Origin of the sequence: Gordonia sp. NPDC003585, assembly GCF_040610755.1 — a bacterium.
GTDB lineage: Bacteria > Actinomycetota > Actinomycetes > Mycobacteriales > Mycobacteriaceae > Gordonia.
In genome coordinates this window covers 54,429-68,362 of sequence record NZ_JBEXMX010000017.1, presented here as the reverse complement: position 1 = coordinate 68,362, position 13,934 = coordinate 54,429, and the positions used below count along the sequence as shown (strand labels likewise).

14 protein-coding genes, 1 tRNA gene and 1 pseudogene are annotated in these 13,934 nt (G+C 65.2%); 6 read left to right on the top strand and 10 right to left on the bottom strand.

Annotation, left to right across the window (positions count from 1 at the left end):
* Both ABZW74_RS06830 and ABZW74_RS06825 read right to left on the bottom strand, forming a co-directional pair.
* On the bottom strand, positions 1-1,377 hold a 1,377-nt coding region (locus tag ABZW74_RS06830; protein ID WP_355275150.1), incomplete at its 3' end, for a DEAD/DEAH box helicase.
* 275 nt (positions 1,378-1,652) lie between these two features.
* Positions 1,653-2,261, bottom strand: coding sequence for an XRE family transcriptional regulator (locus ABZW74_RS06825; RefSeq protein WP_240856420.1), 609 nt, complete (start codon positions 2,259-2,261; stop codon positions 1,653-1,655).
* An 18-nt stretch (positions 2,262-2,279) separates the two neighbouring features.
* On the opposite strand from ABZW74_RS06825, the gene ABZW74_RS06820 reads away from it, so the two are divergent.
* Both ABZW74_RS06820 and ABZW74_RS06815 read left to right on the top strand, forming a co-directional pair.
* Positions 2,280-3,047, top strand: coding sequence for an AzlC family ABC transporter permease (locus ABZW74_RS06820; RefSeq protein WP_355275147.1), 768 nt, complete (start codon positions 2,280-2,282; stop codon positions 3,045-3,047).
* On the top strand, positions 3,044-3,364 hold the full coding sequence (locus ABZW74_RS06815) for an AzlD domain-containing protein (RefSeq protein ID WP_240856418.1): 321 nt from the start codon (positions 3,044-3,046) through the stop codon (positions 3,362-3,364). Before ABZW74_RS06820 ends, ABZW74_RS06815 begins: the two co-directional genes overlap by 4 nt.
* Before the next feature lie 9 nt (positions 3,365-3,373).
* On the opposite strand, the gene ABZW74_RS06810 is transcribed toward ABZW74_RS06815, so the two are convergent.
* Positions 3,374-4,690: a family 1 glycosylhydrolase gene (locus ABZW74_RS06810; protein WP_355275145.1), complete on the bottom strand. Its 1,317-nt coding sequence runs from the start codon at positions 4,688-4,690 to the stop codon at positions 3,374-3,376.
* Positions 4,691-4,873: 183 nt separating this feature from the next.
* Between ABZW74_RS06810 and ABZW74_RS06805 the strand changes: the two genes are divergently transcribed.
* On the top strand, positions 4,874-6,391 hold the full coding sequence (locus tag ABZW74_RS06805) for a hypothetical protein (protein WP_355275144.1): 1,518 nt from the start codon (positions 4,874-4,876) through the stop codon (positions 6,389-6,391).
* A 185-nt stretch (positions 6,392-6,576) separates the two neighbouring features.
* Here ABZW74_RS06805 and ABZW74_RS06800 read toward each other — a convergent pair whose 3' ends face one another.
* Complete coding sequence (locus tag ABZW74_RS06800) at positions 6,577-7,536, bottom strand: alpha/beta fold hydrolase (protein WP_240856415.1); 960 nt, start codon at positions 7,534-7,536, stop codon at positions 6,577-6,579.
* A 200-nt stretch (positions 7,537-7,736) separates the two neighbouring features.
* Here ABZW74_RS06800 and ABZW74_RS06795 point away from each other — a divergent pair, with 200 nt between their 5' ends.
* Positions 7,737-8,936: an arylsulfotransferase family protein gene (locus tag ABZW74_RS06795; protein ID WP_355275141.1), complete on the top strand. Its 1,200-nt coding sequence runs from the start codon at positions 7,737-7,739 to the stop codon at positions 8,934-8,936.
* A 10-nt stretch (positions 8,937-8,946) separates the two neighbouring features.
* Here ABZW74_RS06795 and ABZW74_RS06790 read toward each other — a convergent pair whose 3' ends face one another.
* Positions 8,947-9,729, bottom strand: a complete 783-nt coding sequence (locus ABZW74_RS06790) for a hypothetical protein (protein ID WP_355275139.1) — start codon at positions 9,727-9,729, stop codon at positions 8,947-8,949.
* Between the two features lie 87 nt (positions 9,730-9,816).
* Between ABZW74_RS06790 and ABZW74_RS06785 the strand changes: the two genes are divergently transcribed.
* Positions 9,817-9,889: transfer RNA gene (locus tag ABZW74_RS06785), tRNA-Ala, on the top strand.
* 167 nt (positions 9,890-10,056) lie between these two features.
* Here ABZW74_RS06785 and ABZW74_RS06780 read toward each other — a convergent pair.
* The 3 genes from ABZW74_RS06780 to ABZW74_RS06770 all read right to left on the bottom strand — a co-directional run bounded on the left by ABZW74_RS06780 (position 10,057) and on the right by ABZW74_RS06770 (position 12,296).
* The gene (locus tag ABZW74_RS06780; RefSeq protein WP_355275137.1) at positions 10,057-10,284 is read right to left on the bottom strand and encodes a hypothetical protein; all 228 of its coding nucleotides are present in this window, start codon (positions 10,282-10,284) and stop codon (positions 10,057-10,059) included.
* 3 nt (positions 10,285-10,287) lie between these two features.
* Complete coding sequence (locus ABZW74_RS06775; RefSeq protein ID WP_355275135.1) at positions 10,288-10,752, bottom strand: hypothetical protein; 465 nt, start codon at positions 10,750-10,752, stop codon at positions 10,288-10,290.
* Positions 10,753-11,468: 716 nt separating this feature from the next.
* On the bottom strand, positions 11,469-12,296 hold the full coding sequence (locus ABZW74_RS06770) for a formate/nitrite transporter family protein (RefSeq protein WP_355275133.1): 828 nt from the start codon (positions 12,294-12,296) through the stop codon (positions 11,469-11,471).
* A 138-nt stretch (positions 12,297-12,434) separates the two neighbouring features.
* Between ABZW74_RS06770 and ABZW74_RS06765 the strand changes: the two genes are divergently transcribed.
* Positions 12,435-12,668, top strand: coding sequence for a hypothetical protein (locus ABZW74_RS06765; RefSeq protein WP_355275156.1), 234 nt, complete (start codon positions 12,435-12,437; stop codon positions 12,666-12,668).
* Positions 12,669-12,854: 186 nt separating this feature from the next.
* Here the strand turns inward: ABZW74_RS06765 and ABZW74_RS06760 are convergent, their stop codons facing one another.
* Together ABZW74_RS06760 and ABZW74_RS06755 are read right to left on the bottom strand one after the other, a co-directional pair.
* The gene (locus tag ABZW74_RS06760; protein ID WP_355275154.1) at positions 12,855-13,007 is read right to left on the bottom strand and encodes a hypothetical protein; all 153 of its coding nucleotides are present in this window, start codon (positions 13,005-13,007) and stop codon (positions 12,855-12,857) included.
* A gap of 154 nt (positions 13,008-13,161) precedes the next feature.
* Positions 13,162-13,851, bottom strand: a pseudogene (locus ABZW74_RS06755) (arylsulfotransferase family protein); the annotation flags it as partial.
* Positions 13,852-13,934 lie beyond the last annotated feature (83 nt).

Sequence of the window (13,934 nt, the reverse complement as noted above, 5' to 3'; positions counted from 1 at the left end):
ACCACCTGAGTGTCCGGTGCCCGCGTGTCCGCCGCCTGCGTGTCCGCTGCCGGTGTGTCCGGTCCGGCGCGCATTCCCGGCACCGCTGCGACGACCATCCGCCGCACCGGCACCCGAGTGTGACCGGCCGGAACCGCGTCGACGCTGCTTACCCGGCTGGGACTTGCCCGACTGGGAGCGCGCCTGCGGAGCCTTCGCCGGCGCAGGTGCGACGTGCGCGGCACGCTCGCCGACCAGGACGCCGACCGCCTCGGAGGTCGGCGACACCACGGTCGGCGACACCGAGATCTTGGCCTTGCGCAGCAGAGCAGCGACGTCGCGCCGCTGGTCGGGCAGGCACACCGTCACCACGTCGCCTGCGCTGCCCGCACGAGCGGTACGGCCCGAACGATGAAGGTACGCCTTGTGTTCGGCGGGCGGGTCGACGTGCACGACGAGCTCGATGTCGTCGACATGCACGCCGCGGGCCGCGACATCGGTCGCGACCAGCACGCGCACATCACCGGAACCGAAAGCGCCCAGGTTCCGATCACGTTGGGGCTGACTGAGATTGCCGTGCAGGTCCACCGCCGGGATGCCACCCTCGGTCAGCTTGCGAGCAAGCTTCTTGGCGTGATGCTTGGTGCGGGTGAACAGGATTCGACGCCCGGCGCCCGACGCGAGTTCGGTGATCAGCGCCGCCTTGTCGCTCGCGGACACCTCGAAGACGTGGTGGGTCATGGCCGCGACCGGCGAATTGGCCTCGTCGACCGAATGCATCGCCGGGTTGTCGAGGAAGCGGCGTACGAGCTTGTCGACGCCGTTGTCGAGGGTCGCCGAGAACAGCAGGCGCTGTCCGTCGGCGGGAGTCGCGGCCAGAATCCGGGTGACGACCGGCAAGAAACCGAGGTCGGCCATGTGGTCGGCCTCGTCGATGACCGTGATCTCCACGTCGTCGAGCGTCACGATGCCCTGCTTCATCAGGTCGTCCAAACGGCCCGGGCATGCGACGACGATGTCGACGCCACGCCGGAAAGCCTGCTCCTGGCGGGCCTGTTTGACGCCACCGAACACGGTGGTCACGCGCAGGCCGACGGCCGCCGCGAGCGGTTCGACGACGCCCGCGATCTGCGTTGCGAGCTCACGGGTCGGGGCCAGGACCAGGCCGGTCGGCGCGCCCGGGGTGCGGGCGACCTTCAACTCGGCCAGACCCGCGACCAGCGGGATGGAGAAGGCGAGGGTCTTACCCGAGCCGGTTTTTCCGCGACCGAGGACGTCGTTGCCCTCGAGGGTGTCGCCCAGGGTGTCGGCCTGAATCGGGAATGCTTCGGTTTTACCTTCGGCGGCAAGAACTTTCACCAGTTCTGCGGGCACACCGAGGGATTCGAATGTGGTCATGTACTGCTTTCTGCGTTGAGGCACGCTCCGATCGCGGCCATTGCCGGTCGATCTCAGGTGCTCAGATGGCGAACACGCAGGTGTGCGGGTCCGTTCGCCGTACGAAGTCGTGGAGCAGGGGCCGGGTTGCGGACTGGGTCTGTTTGTCCTGCGGCCGCGCTGCGAATCAGCGTTCTACGACGCGTTGACGTCGCCCATCGGGCGCGTCACCGCTGACCACCCTACGTGTCTAGTAGTCGCACGGCCAATTCTGTGACCCACGTCGCCTTTGGCCGTCAGAACGCTTCGCTCAGCATCACCGCGACCGTGCCCGGCTCCAGTGCCGCGAAAACGTGCTCCACGTCGCCCGGATACGAGATGTAGTCACCGGGTCCGAGTTCCTCCGGTGCGTCGGTCGGTCCGAGTCGGGCGCGGCCTGCGCTGATCACGACATGTTCGACGATCCCCCGCGCATGCGGCGCCGATATCCGCGGCTTGCCGGGTTCGGCCCGGATGACATACATGTCCCGGCGTGATCCGGGCGCCGCGGTGGAGAGCAGCGTCGCCGAGTAGTCGGCGTCGGCTGCTGGAATCACCGGACCGCCGCCGAAGCGGATGACCTCGACGGTCGGGGTCGGCGAGTCGAGCAGTGCCGAGAACTGTATTCCGAGGGCAGTCGAGAGGGCCCACAACGTCTCCACGCTGGGGTTTCCGTCGCCCGACTCGAGCTGCGACAACGTCGACTTGCCAATACCCGCACGTCGCGCGAGTTCGCCGATCGACAGCCCCGCCCTGGTGCGCTCACGTTTGAGCGACGCCGCGACCAGCGCTTTGGGATCGGCGGTCGCGCGGCGCGAGTCGTTCGGTTCATTGAACGAGTGTCCGTCTTGACGAACAGGTGTCATGTGTTCATCATAGTGGACATGCGTTCGGCTTGGAGAACATTAGACGGCTCGACGGTGCGTGCGGTGGCCGTCATGTGCCTGTCGGTTCTCGTCATCGGCGCGTCGTACGGCGTCACGGCCCATGGCGCGGGGCTGACGTGGTGGCAGATCGTCGGCATCGCGACCGTGGTGCTGGCAGGGTCGTCGGAGTTCGTCTTTGTCGGAATCCTTGCCGCCGGCGGCGCCCCCATTCTCGGTGCACTCGCCGGAATCCTGGTCAACACACGCAATTTCGGCTACGGGCTGGCGGTCGGCAAACATCTGCCAGGCGGTCGGGGTCTGCTCATTCGAGCCCACCTCATCAACGACGAGACGGCGGCGCTGACCACTGCGGAACGCGATCCCCGACGGGCTCGCGCAGCGTTTTTACTCTGCGGCGCAGGCATTCTCGTGGCCTGGCCGGCCGGTGCGGCAATCGGTGCCGCAATGGGCGGCGTCATCGCGTCGCCGGAGGCGCTCGGCCTCGACGCCGCCTTCCCCGCACTCCTGGCCGCACTCGCGATCCCAGCGTTGCGTGATCGTCGAACCCTGCTTGCGGCACTCGTCGGCGGCGCTGTCGCACTTATGCTCACGCCGTTCACCCCAGCTGGCCTGCCGATCCTCGGCGCACTCGCCGGGTTCGCCGCCCTCGAAGCGCTGCGTCGTCCGCCGAAATCTGTACCTGGGAGCGTCGTCGAGTGCACTGTGCACTCGGCAGAGCCCCGGGGTACAGAATTCCTACAGGTCGACGAGGCGGGTTTGCGATGAGCGGATGGGCTCTGGGAATTGCTGTCGGGGTGCTCGCTGTTGGCACCTACCTCATCCGGCTCGCGGGTCCGACGCTGCGCAACCGCATCACGATCTCGTCCGCCACCGAGGCCCTTCTCGACCGCGCCGCGATCGTCCTGCTGGTGGCCGTTGCCGTGACCGGCACGATGTTCGTCGACCACGATTTCGCCGGCTGGGCTCGGCCCGCGGGTGTCGGGGTCGGCGTCGTAGCCGCGCTGTGCAAGGCGCCGATCGCCGTCGTCGTGATCCTGGCCGCCGCAACAGCCGCTGGACTACGCCTGCTCGGACTCCCCTGACCCTCGTGGTCAGCGCACCACCGCTGGATGGGTGCAGCTGTCAGGAACGGCGACCAGCGAGCAGGGCACAGGCATGCGGGTGGGCCGATATCCCACCGGAACGCCGCGGGCGGCCGTGATTGCACGATAAGCGACAACGCCATCGGTGGCATGGCGCTTCAGCGACGGATCACCCTGTGCGTCAACGGTGTACAGACCGAACCGCGCGTCGAAGTCACCCCATTCGTAGTTGTCCGTCAGGCTCCAGTAGTTGTACGAAACCACCGGCACACCGTCCTGCTTGGCGCGTTGCAACCAGTACACGGTGTCGCGCAGATGATCGCCCCGACGGTATCCGTCGGCTCGCCAACCTCGCGGATCGGTGGCCAGACCGTTCTCGACCACCCGGATCGGCTTCCCCGGAAACCGTTGCGCCACATGACGAAGGACGTAGTAGATGGACTCCGGCGCCTGCGAACTCTTCCAGAACTCACCGGTCGCGCCATATGCCACCGACGCATCGGTCACCGAGAACGAGTAGTAATGGTCTACGCCAACAAAGTCCAGCGTGTCTCGAAGTCGTTCTGGGAAGAGACTTTCCAACCACGACTGGACGCCCGGCACCGGGAAGTACGCCAAGTTCGACGACACCTGCGCGCCCGGCTGCACGGCGTGGATGTGACGGTAGATTGCGCGGTGGGCCGCGATGATCCCGTTGACCATTCGGCCGAGATTCTCGGGTCGCACACCGCCGTACATCAGTTCGCGACGCACGTACTCGGTCGGCTCGTTGAAGGTGATCCAGAGCGGATTGGCCCATGCGTACCGGTTCACCGCACGGTTGGCGAATGCGACCAGATCGGCGGCCATCCCGGCCCGATTCCATCCGCCCCGATCCACCTCCCAGCCGGGATGCACCCAGTGATTCAGCGTGATCATCGGTCGCATGCCGGAGTCGACGACGTCACGGATCACGCGGTCATAGAACGCCCAGCCCGCCGGATCGTAACGACCGGGCGCGGGCTGCACCCTCGACCACTCGATCGACGTCCGATAGATCCCGACGCCGAGCGACTTGGCGCGGGCGATGTCGCCGCGATACTGGTGGAAGAAGTCGACCGCCCTCCCGACCGGTTGGTCGACCTTGCCCTGCTTGCCGTAGCGCAACCAGTTGGAGTCGCGGTTGTAGCCCTCGGACTGAAATCCCGACTGTGCGACGCCGAACTGGAACCCGGGTCCGAGGTCGGGTACCGCTGCGCGCGCGGGCGTCGGGCCGACCAGCACCAGCATGGCCGCAGCGAGTGCGACCGACACGATCATCGTCATGAACACTCGAAACTGGCGCATCTCTGGATTTCTACCCCATCGACGACGCCGCCGACGGACGAATCGACGCGACGATCTCACACGTGACGGGGGATGCCCCGCGCCGTCGCACGTGCGATTGTCTGTGTGATGTTCTCCGACCGACCTGTTCGGAGCACCACCACGAAGTACGGTTTTCGCGACACTTGAGTCCACAGGAGCGCCATGACCACCGAGCCACCACCCGCGGACGATTCATCGTCGGAGAGTACCGACTCCGACGACGCGACCCCTACCACCGAGATCACCAGCGACTCACCTGAGCCCGCAAAGACCACACCGGTCGTGACCGCTCCGCTGAACAAGCTAGAAGCCGACGAACGTGCCGAACTCGAGCGCCTGCGCGCGGAGGTCGCGTCGCTGCGTGCGAAGACCGACGCCGAGTCGAAACAGGACGACAAACTCCCCCGGCACCTGGGCCGACGCATCGTCGCCGGTTTCCTGGTCGTGGTGTGCGCCCTCTTGGCGATCCTCGGCGTGGTCACCCGTTACATCCAGAACGACATCATCAACACCGACCGCTATGTCGCGATGGTGACGCCGATTGCGGCGAATCCAGCGGTTCAGGATCAGGTGATCACCTCCATCACGACCGCGATCAACGACCAGCTGAATCTCGAAGCGGTGGTCGGCGACGCGCTGCAGAAGATCGTCGACGCGACACCGGCCGACCGGCCTCGAATCGATGCGGCCTTCGTCGGACTGGCACCGGTCATCGCCGGGCAGGCAACGTCGTACATCAACAAGACGGTCAGCGAGTTCGTCCGATCCCCCGACTTCCAGACGTTGTGGATCAACGCGAACAAGCGTGCCCAGGAACGCATTCTGGGTCTCGTGAGCGCCGACCCGAAGAACGCCGCGGTCAAGATGGACAAGGCGGGCACGATCAGTATCCAGCTCGGCCCCATCATCGATCAGGTGAAGCAGAGGCTGGTTCAACGCGGATTCTCGCTCGCCGCAAGGATTCCCACGATCAACAAGGAATTCGTCATCGTCCAGTCGGCGCCACTTGCCCGGGCGCAGAACACTTTCCACGTACTCGACCGCGCCGGCACCTGGTTGCCGTGGATCGCGCTCGCATGCGCCATCGGGGCGGTGGCCCTGGTCGGTGCAGGCCGACGACGCGCCATGGTGACGACCGTCGCGGTCGCACTCCTGATCGCCATGTTCGCGCTGGCACTAGGCCTGCTGATCGGACGGTCGTTCTACCTCCACGCCATCCCGACCGACGTGCTGTCCCCGGCTGCGGCGTCCTACATCTTCGACACGCTCATCAATCCGCTGCGAGTACCGCTTCGCGTGGTTGCCGTGATCGCGCTCGCCGTCGCGATCATCAGCTTCTTCAGCGGTCCGTCGCGCACGGCGTCGGCGACCCGAGACGCGTTCCGGCACGCCGCTCTGATGGGTGGCCGAGGCAAGCGCGAACCCAACAACATCGAGCAGACGCTGTGGCGCATCCGCATCCCGGTGCGGGTGACCATCGCGGTGGCGGCCGGCCTGGTCCTGGTGTTCTGGGAGTTCCCCACAGGTCTGGTGGTGTTCTGGACCGCGGTGATCGCCGTCCTGGTGCTCATCGCCTTCGAGTTCGCCGCCGCACCGGGCCGCAACGCCGTCGCTCCGAAACCGGATTCCTCTGCCGGCGAAAGTCCGACGCCGACCGAGCAGGTCACGGCGGCCACCTGAGCGCGTTCTCGGGAGGAGCGCCCCTGTCGATGGCTGAGGCGCGAGCCTCGAAGCCGTTGGTGAGATGACATTGTCGTCTCACCGGCCCCTTCGAGGCTCGCTCCGCTCGCACCTCAGGGAGCGTAAGGGGACACCTCAGGGAGCGGGTGGAAGGCCTGCTCAGGGAGCGGATGGGACTCGTCGAATCAGAATGCAGCACCGGTGAATGGCGCTGCGCGGTCGCATGGGACCGGACGTGGGTGTTGCGGGTCGAGGGCGTTGAGTACGAAGTACGCCGCCCGGCGCGACCCCGCGACGCCTGCGTGTTCGGTGTAGTCGACCGGGCATCCGTCCTGGACGACGATGTTGCGCGTGTTCCGGCCGGGCGGCAGACCGAGCCAGTACGGGACGATCAGTTCGTCGTGGCGGGTGGCGATGTTGGTGTATTCCACGTTCGGGAGGTAGTAACCCCCTGCGCGCACCTTGCGTAGGAACGGTGACTGCGGATCGAGTTGGAAGCACGCATGGCAGACCGGAACCTGCTCTGCGCTGACGCCCAACCCGCGCCAGAACGGCAGCAGGAGGTCGGTGCCCGCCAGCGTCGTCCCGTTCCAGGCCGGGGCGAGCGACACATACTTGCCGATCTTGTTCCGCCCACCAAGGTATTTCGCGTAGTACGCGGGCACGACGGTCCCCTGCGAATGCCCCACGACGTCGAACTTCGACGCCCCGGTCGCGCGGAGCACCTTGTCGACGAACGTCTTGAACTGCTTCGCGCTGTCCTCCATCGTGCCCATGCCGCCGATGGCGCTGCCGGGCCACGGCAGGTACGTCGGCGCGCCGTAGGTCAGGGCGAAGACGCAGTACCCCTCGTTCTTGAGCAGCGGCACGTAGGTTCCCCAGTTGGTCTGCTGGGAGCCGCCCGTGCCGTGCGCGAGCACCACCGGCCGGGGATGCCGCGACGACGGTTTGCACGCGAAGTCGTTGGAGCCTGGCAGCGAGCCGCCCGGATGCGCGAGTTCGGCGGGGATGCCGGCGAAGAAGTTGAACGTCACCGGCAGCGGTTCGGCGCGGAGATTGCCCGCGGCAAGGAACGATCCCGCGAGAACTGCAGCGAGGAGCGCGCTCAGAGCAGCGCGGCGGAAGGCAGGCTTGGTCAACGGCATAACGCCGAACCTAGCAAGTGCTTGGTTGGCAGGTGGCACGGTTGACCGAATCTGCGGAAACCTGGTGTTTTGTGCCGCCCGATCGCAACTCCGGAAGCTGCAGCAACCGCCCTGATTGATCCGCTTTGCCCGGCATGTCCGCGATGCGCCGGCGTCGGATGCGGCGAATCATGCATTCGTCTGTCTCGAAGGGGGTCGTCATGCACCGTCAAACGTTGGTGGCGCGCATTGCGCTGTTGTTCGCCGGAGTCTTCGGCGTGAGTGCTCTGCTCGCGCCGGACGCCACGGCGCTGCCGACCCTGCCGTTCGGAACGCCCACCTACACGGTGCAGGTCAACAGACCGGGCGGCGCGCCGGGCTACACCTTCTACACCAGCGGCCTGGCCGCGGCGGTGCCGTTCACCGTCGGCGGCCCGGGGCTCGACCAGTTCGGGCAGGCCAACATCATCGTCGACAAGTCGGGCAAAGAGGTGTGGCGCTACGTCCCGCCGAAGGGCCAGAGCGTCTCCAACTTCCGCACCCAGGTCTACCAGGGCCGCAAGGTGCTCACCTGGTGGCAGGGCGGCGGCGGTGGCGGGCACGGCGAGGGCGTCAACTACATCACCGACACCCGCGGCCGTCTGATCACCACCGTGACGCCCGGACGCCTCAAGTCCGACGTCCACGAGTTCCGGTTGACCCCGGACGGTCGGGCGCTCATCACGTCGTACGTCCCGATCGCCGCCGACCTGAGTTCGGTCGGCGGACCGCGCAACGGCACCATCCTCGACTGCGTGGCCACCGTCATCGACGTCGCAACCAAACGTGTTGTCCTGCAATGGTCATCGCACGCACACATCCCAGTGTCGGAGACGGCGCTGCGGTATGGCGACCCGCGCAACGCCGTCCTCGGGTCCACCTTCGACCCGTACCACATGAACTCGATCGTGCTCGACCCGTCGGGCAACCTGCTCTTCTCGTTCCGGAATCTGAGCGCGATCTACAACGTGGACATCCGGAGCGGCAAAGTGAATTGGCTTCTGGGCGGCAAACATTCAGATCTCAAGCTGGGCGCGGGTGTGGCCACGCACGGCCAGCACGACGCCGAATACGCCGGCCCGAACACCATCCGCGTCTTCGACAACAACATCACCGGCACCCAGCAGTTGGGCACGTCGAGCATCAAGTGGATTCGCCTCGACCTGCAGCGTCGGACAGCGCATCTGGTTCGGGCGCAGAGGCATCCAGCCGGATTGTCGGCGGCCGCGACCGGCAACGCTCAGGGGTTGTCGAACGGAAACACGTTCGGCAGCTGGGGAACTGCGCCGCACATCTCCGAATTCAGCCCCAGCGGGCATCTCGTCTACGACGCGACGCTACCCATCGGCACCTACCGCGCATATCTCGACACCTGGCCGTGACGGTGCGTCCCTAACCGGCGTGTTCTGCCTCGCCGGACTCGTCGTCGGCCTTTTTGGGCTCGACGGTGTCGGGGTGCGCGACGATCCACGCACGACCACGCTTCACCGCACGGGAAAGCGCAAGCCGCTCACCGATATACAGAGCCGGCGCGCCGATCAGCGGAATCCAGGCGAGCATCCGGAAGAAGAAGATCGGTTGGGGTCGGCGATCGAGTTCGTCGCTGATGGCGCGCAAGGTCTTGGCCGTGTCCCAGACAGCCCGTGTCAGAGACTTCTTGCGCGCCTTGCCTTCTGCCGGTAGCGCCGGTTTCGATTCGACGCCCACGTCCGGATCGACGAGGTCGCGTTGACACAGCACCGCGCCAAGCAGACGCACCTGCTTCGCGCGGTCGGTGACGCCGTATTCGCGGGCGATCGCGACGAGGACCATCGCCTGATTCGCGAACCCCAGGACCGACGCGACCGGGAGTTTCTTGGTCCACGCCCCGAAGACGCCGGGAAACGCTACCGCCCCGGTGTTGATGGTGCCGATGCGGCTGACCCACCAGCTGGCCCGCTTGTTCATCGGACGCTCCGACCACCCCTTGGTGCCCGGCCAGTCGGCGGCGTTCAGGAATCGGGCGGCGTGATGCTTGGTGCGTTCCAGACCGGACTCGTCGTCCGCATGGTCGTGGAAGGTGTGCCCCTTCAAGCCGAGGGGATCGCGTTCGGCGAGTGCGTCGAGCACGGGGTTGATCCCGGCCACGGCATTGTCGAGAACCGTCGCGATCTGCTGGTCGGACATCTGCGCCACACCCGAAGCCTATCGGGCTCCGGGTGCGTTTGGGATCTGCTCGGCATCGACTGATAAAGTGACACGCGGCCGGTCGAGAGACCGCCCGGGGCTATGGCGCAGTTGGTAGCGCGACTCGTTCGCATCGAGTAGGTCAGGGGTTCGATTCCCCTTAGCTCCACTGACAAAAGTCCAGTTCAGGGCACATTTTAACGGCAGGAACCGATCAGCTCGAGCTAGGTTTCACTTGCGGCCAGATCTTGGCATCGAACGCACCGGCTACGGGCACTGAATGAAGAAGGCCCCAGGCTCACTGAGCCAGGGGCCCTCCCTCATTCAGTGCGCGTCTTATACACACGTCGCCTGTTCGTCCAGGTCTTCACCGGTGAAATAGCGCGAGTGCGTACGTTCCAAGCTTTCGAGCGAGCGACTGGTCAATGCCGCGATCTCGACGTCGCCGTCGGCTCGGTCACGTTCAAGCTCCAACCGATAATCCATCGCCTCGCGAGCGGTCTCGAACTCCCGCACCCGGCGCGCACGAGTTTTCCTGTTGAACTCGATCACAAACCCCGGCATGTTTCACCCACCTTCATCTACCGTTCTACCAGGTTGGGGAGTCGTACGACCCGTTGTGAGGACTTGCTCAATGTCCTCTAGTACCGCCAGCTGGCTATTCATCATCGCACGATAGTCGCGCTCCATCTGGTGCAGCTCCGCTTGCCGCTCCGGTAGCTCGGCGATGACTTCACGCACATGCGCTCGGTCTTCCTCGTCAAAGCGTTGGCCGTCGAGAAAGCCGTCGACCCCGCCTCGTTCCTCGATGCGTTCCTGCAAACGACGCAACCGCTCTTTTGCCTGACGCGCGTTCTGGTACTCGTCCTCCATCTTGGCAAGGAACGCAGACATGGCATGCATCCGGTCCACAAGGCTCTGAACCTCTGGAACCTCGTGCGGTTCGCCGTACCGAATGTGCCGACCCGCAAGATCGCCGATCCGTTCGTAGGTGTTTGCCCACGCACTCTGCGCGCGTGTACGAATCTGCACCTCGACCCGCCCCGCGGGCAATCTCAACCAGATGTGGACTGCGCGGTAGCCACTGTGTGGAGCTAGCCGTATGTCCTTGATTGCGTCCGATGCCGCGCCGAAGCGCGATGCAACCTCGTCAGCAAACGCCGTTTGCTCATCAGCGTGCAGTCAAGGTCGACGCGAACGCCCGCGAGATCCTGAACCTGGTTCAGACGGAGGTGCGACTCGCGAATCAGCTTGTCTCGCAGGGTGTCAATCGTCTTCGCACGGGCTGCAACATCGAATTCTCCTGTGTAGCTCGACCACTCAGAGGCAAGGATGGTTGCCGCCACTTCGGCGCACAGGTCAAGGTTCCACTCCATCACCTGTGCGTAGGTCGGACAATCTGGCGGTGCAGGCACACAGCGACAAGCGCCGCACCCAACTGCGCGAGCTTCTTGCCCGACCAGGGTGGCGACGCCTGTAGGTCCATGACATCCGACTATAGGTGTCAATCAACCTGGCGACACAGCAGGTCAGTCACCATCTCCGGACATACCGTCGAGCGGGCCAAGGGTTTCGACCGAGGAAGATCACATGGTAGGCGAACGAATCTCACAGCCAGTCGCCAAGACACGCGCGGTACCCCCGAGCTGATTGTTGCCATGCTCTTTGTTGTCGAACACGTTGACCACGTTGGCGGCGCTTGAACAGATCGCTGAGCGCGATGTTGACCTGGGTGACCACGATCGATCTCACCCGTCGCTGTAGTTACTGCCGTCCTTGCGCTCTTCTTCGACCAGTTCCTTCGTCCGTAAGAGCCGCAGCGATGTCACGATGACGACTCCGCCGACGATGTTGAACAGCACTGCGTACCAGACGAATCCGAGCCAATCGACATAGCTGACGTCGGCTCCGGAGAAGATGCCGCCAAAGATGAGCAGCGAGTCGAGTACCGAGTGGAACAGTTGGAGGCCGGCAAGTAGAAAGGCCGCACCTACACACGCAATGATCCGCGCGACTGGCGAATCGGTGCCCTGTTGCATCCGGGTCAGCAGGGTCATCGTGCTCCCGCCGAGCACCGCCAGGCAGATGGATTGCAGATTGAGGGGGGCGTTGACAAAGTGTTCGGCCGATTCGGCCAGCGTCGAACTCCACTCGGGAAACGCGCGGGTCACGATCCACATCATGATCGCGCCGCCGACCAGGTTGGCCGCGAGCGTGCCGACCCACAGCTTGGCCAGGTGACGAAGCCTGCCGTCCCGCGCGACGACTGCGGCGATCGGCATCAGGAAGTCCTCGGTGAACAATTCGCTGTGCGCGAGGTAGATGGCGATGAGTCCGATGGAGAAGGCCACGCCGGCGAGAAGGTGATTTCCGGTCTCGTGGAGCACGGCAAGCATCGCCATGATGCCGACCGATACCTCGATCCCGCCGAAGAGTCCGGTGATGATGACGGCGCGCGTTGTGCGATGCAGGCGTTCGGCACCCTCGGTGACCACGGCCTCAAAACTGCGTTCGAGTTCTTCTTCGACGGGTGCGTCGTTGCGGCCGATGCGCCGTCGCTGTGTGTCGTCGCTCATCCTCGCCCATTCGTCGAAACGCGGAACGTGCTTTGCCGCCGCCAACACAGCTCCACTGCTTTGCCTACGTCCGACCCACGATATGCGCACGGCGGCATCATCACGAAGGACCACCGAAGGTGCCGCTAAAATGCATGCATGCCTGTGTCGATCACGATTCGCCACGTTCCGAACCACACGCGGGATGTGCTCGCCGATCGCGCGGCACGGTCAGGGCGGTCTCTGCAGGAGTACCTGATCGCCGAACTCGAGCGCCTTGCCGCCCAGCCCACCTTGGAGGACTGGCTCGCTGATGCTCGCGCCTCGGCGAGCGCCAATCCGGCGACCACCGTCGACGACATTCTCGAGGACCTGGACACCGACCGCAGTTGACGACTCTCGTGGTGGACGCTTCGGTCCTGGTGTCGCTGTGGCTGGATCCCAATGGTCTCGCCGAGCATCTTGGAGCCTCACTGCTTACTCGAGACGCGAAACTGTCACGCGCACCCGGGATTCGGTGCCGGGTGGACGTTTGCTGACGCCCCGAACCCAGGCGCAGAGCCTCGTTGCCACCGAAACTCACGGCCAGGCGCCAAGATACGCGCGATACGTCCCGACCGGCAGCGTGGCGTCGTAGACGAGTTCGCCCGAGCGGGAGAACTCCGAGATGTGTGGTGACGAGCCCCAGCCACCGAAGACGCCGCCGTTGGACAGGCCGTGCGCATTGCCCATCGCCAAACTGGCAAGACCGGCGGGGTGCGTTGTGGCGCCTACTAATCGGGCCGTGCGGCGAGCGGGATCGATCCGGATCCACTTGATGCTCGAATAGCCGAGCTGATTGTTGCCGTCCTCGTTTGTTGTTGAACACGCGGACCGTGTTGGCGTCGGCGAACTGGGCGTCGTGCTGCCCGGCGATCGAGGTTCCCGGACCCATGGCGAGGGTCGGATGTTTGCCGCCCGGTTGCCAATTCACCCTGCCGGTGCGGATGTCGGCATTGATGTTCCGGAACGACATCAGCAGGTTTCCGGACGGATCGAGCGAGACCGAGTTCATGTGGTAGGCGTCGTAGGTGGAACTACCCGCCGCGAGGGGCATCGTCGATTCGGTGAAGGGGACGTGGGCCCGCGTCGACCAGCGCGTCAGTGCTCGTCCGGACGCGACGTCGATGACCGAGGCGACGCAGTCGAACAGTGTGCCGTTGCGTGGCCCGCCAACCGGGGTGAGGTCGGCAGGGACCGGCACGTACGAGATGATCAGCACCCGGCCGTCCGGGGTGAGCTGGAACTCGTGCAGGTCCGACGTCAATCCGGCACCCGCTGTGACCCTTTTGATGATGCGGCCGCGGGTGTCGGCCATGTAGTGCACGCCCGAGCCGATGCCGTTGGTTCCGTCGCCCTGCCACCAGGTGAGCACCTTGCGGCCCCGGTACGTCTGGGCGCGGAAGTCGGCGACCAGCTGACCGCTCGGCGGGGTGTAGCGGAACACTTCACGCCCGGACTTGTCGGCGATGATGTTGGCCGGTCGGGTCTGTGGGAACAGCGAGAGGTCGAGCTGGATCGGAAGCGCGACCGCCATTCCGGTGGTGTAGAAAGACATACCCGGGTTGGGCGTTCGGCTTGTTGACCCAGACCGTGTACCAGGGCGTGCCGAACGGCAGT

What these genes read in the sequence shown, in the direction of transcription:
- ABZW74_RS06810 (WP_355275145.1), bottom strand. Translation starts at nt 4,690, where the DNA reads ATGCGCCAGTTTCGAGTGTTCATGACGATGATCGTGTCGGTCGCACTC.
- ABZW74_RS06805 (WP_355275144.1), top strand. Translation starts at nt 4,874, where the DNA reads ATGACCACCGAGCCACCACCCGCGGACGATTCATCGTCGGAGAGTACC.
- ABZW74_RS06780 (WP_355275137.1), bottom strand. Translation starts at nt 10,284, where the DNA reads ATGCCGGGGTTTGTGATCGAGTTCAACAGGAAAACTCGTGCGCGCCGG.
- ABZW74_RS06770 (WP_355275133.1), bottom strand. Translation starts at nt 12,296, where the DNA reads ATGAGCGACGACACACAGCGACGGCGCATCGGCCGCAACGACGCACCC.
- ABZW74_RS06800 (WP_240856415.1), bottom strand. Translation starts at nt 7,536, where the DNA reads ATGCCGTTGACCAAGCCTGCCTTCCGCCGCGCTGCTCTGAGCGCGCTC.
- ABZW74_RS06765 (WP_355275156.1), top strand. Translation starts at nt 12,435, where the DNA reads ATGCCTGTGTCGATCACGATTCGCCACGTTCCGAACCACACGCGGGAT.
- ABZW74_RS06825 (WP_240856420.1), bottom strand. Translation starts at nt 2,261, where the DNA reads ATGACACCTGTTCGTCAAGACGGACACTCGTTCAATGAACCGAACGAC.
- ABZW74_RS06760 (WP_355275154.1), bottom strand. Translation starts at nt 13,007, where the DNA reads ATGGGCAATGCGCACGGCCTGTCCAACGGCGGCGTCTTCGGTGGCTGG.
- ABZW74_RS06815 (WP_240856418.1), top strand. Translation starts at nt 3,044, where the DNA reads ATGAGCGGATGGGCTCTGGGAATTGCTGTCGGGGTGCTCGCTGTTGGC.
- ABZW74_RS06795 (WP_355275141.1), top strand. Translation starts at nt 7,737, where the DNA reads ATGCACCGTCAAACGTTGGTGGCGCGCATTGCGCTGTTGTTCGCCGGA.
- ABZW74_RS06820 (WP_355275147.1), top strand. Translation starts at nt 2,280, where the DNA reads ATGCGTTCGGCTTGGAGAACATTAGACGGCTCGACGGTGCGTGCGGTG.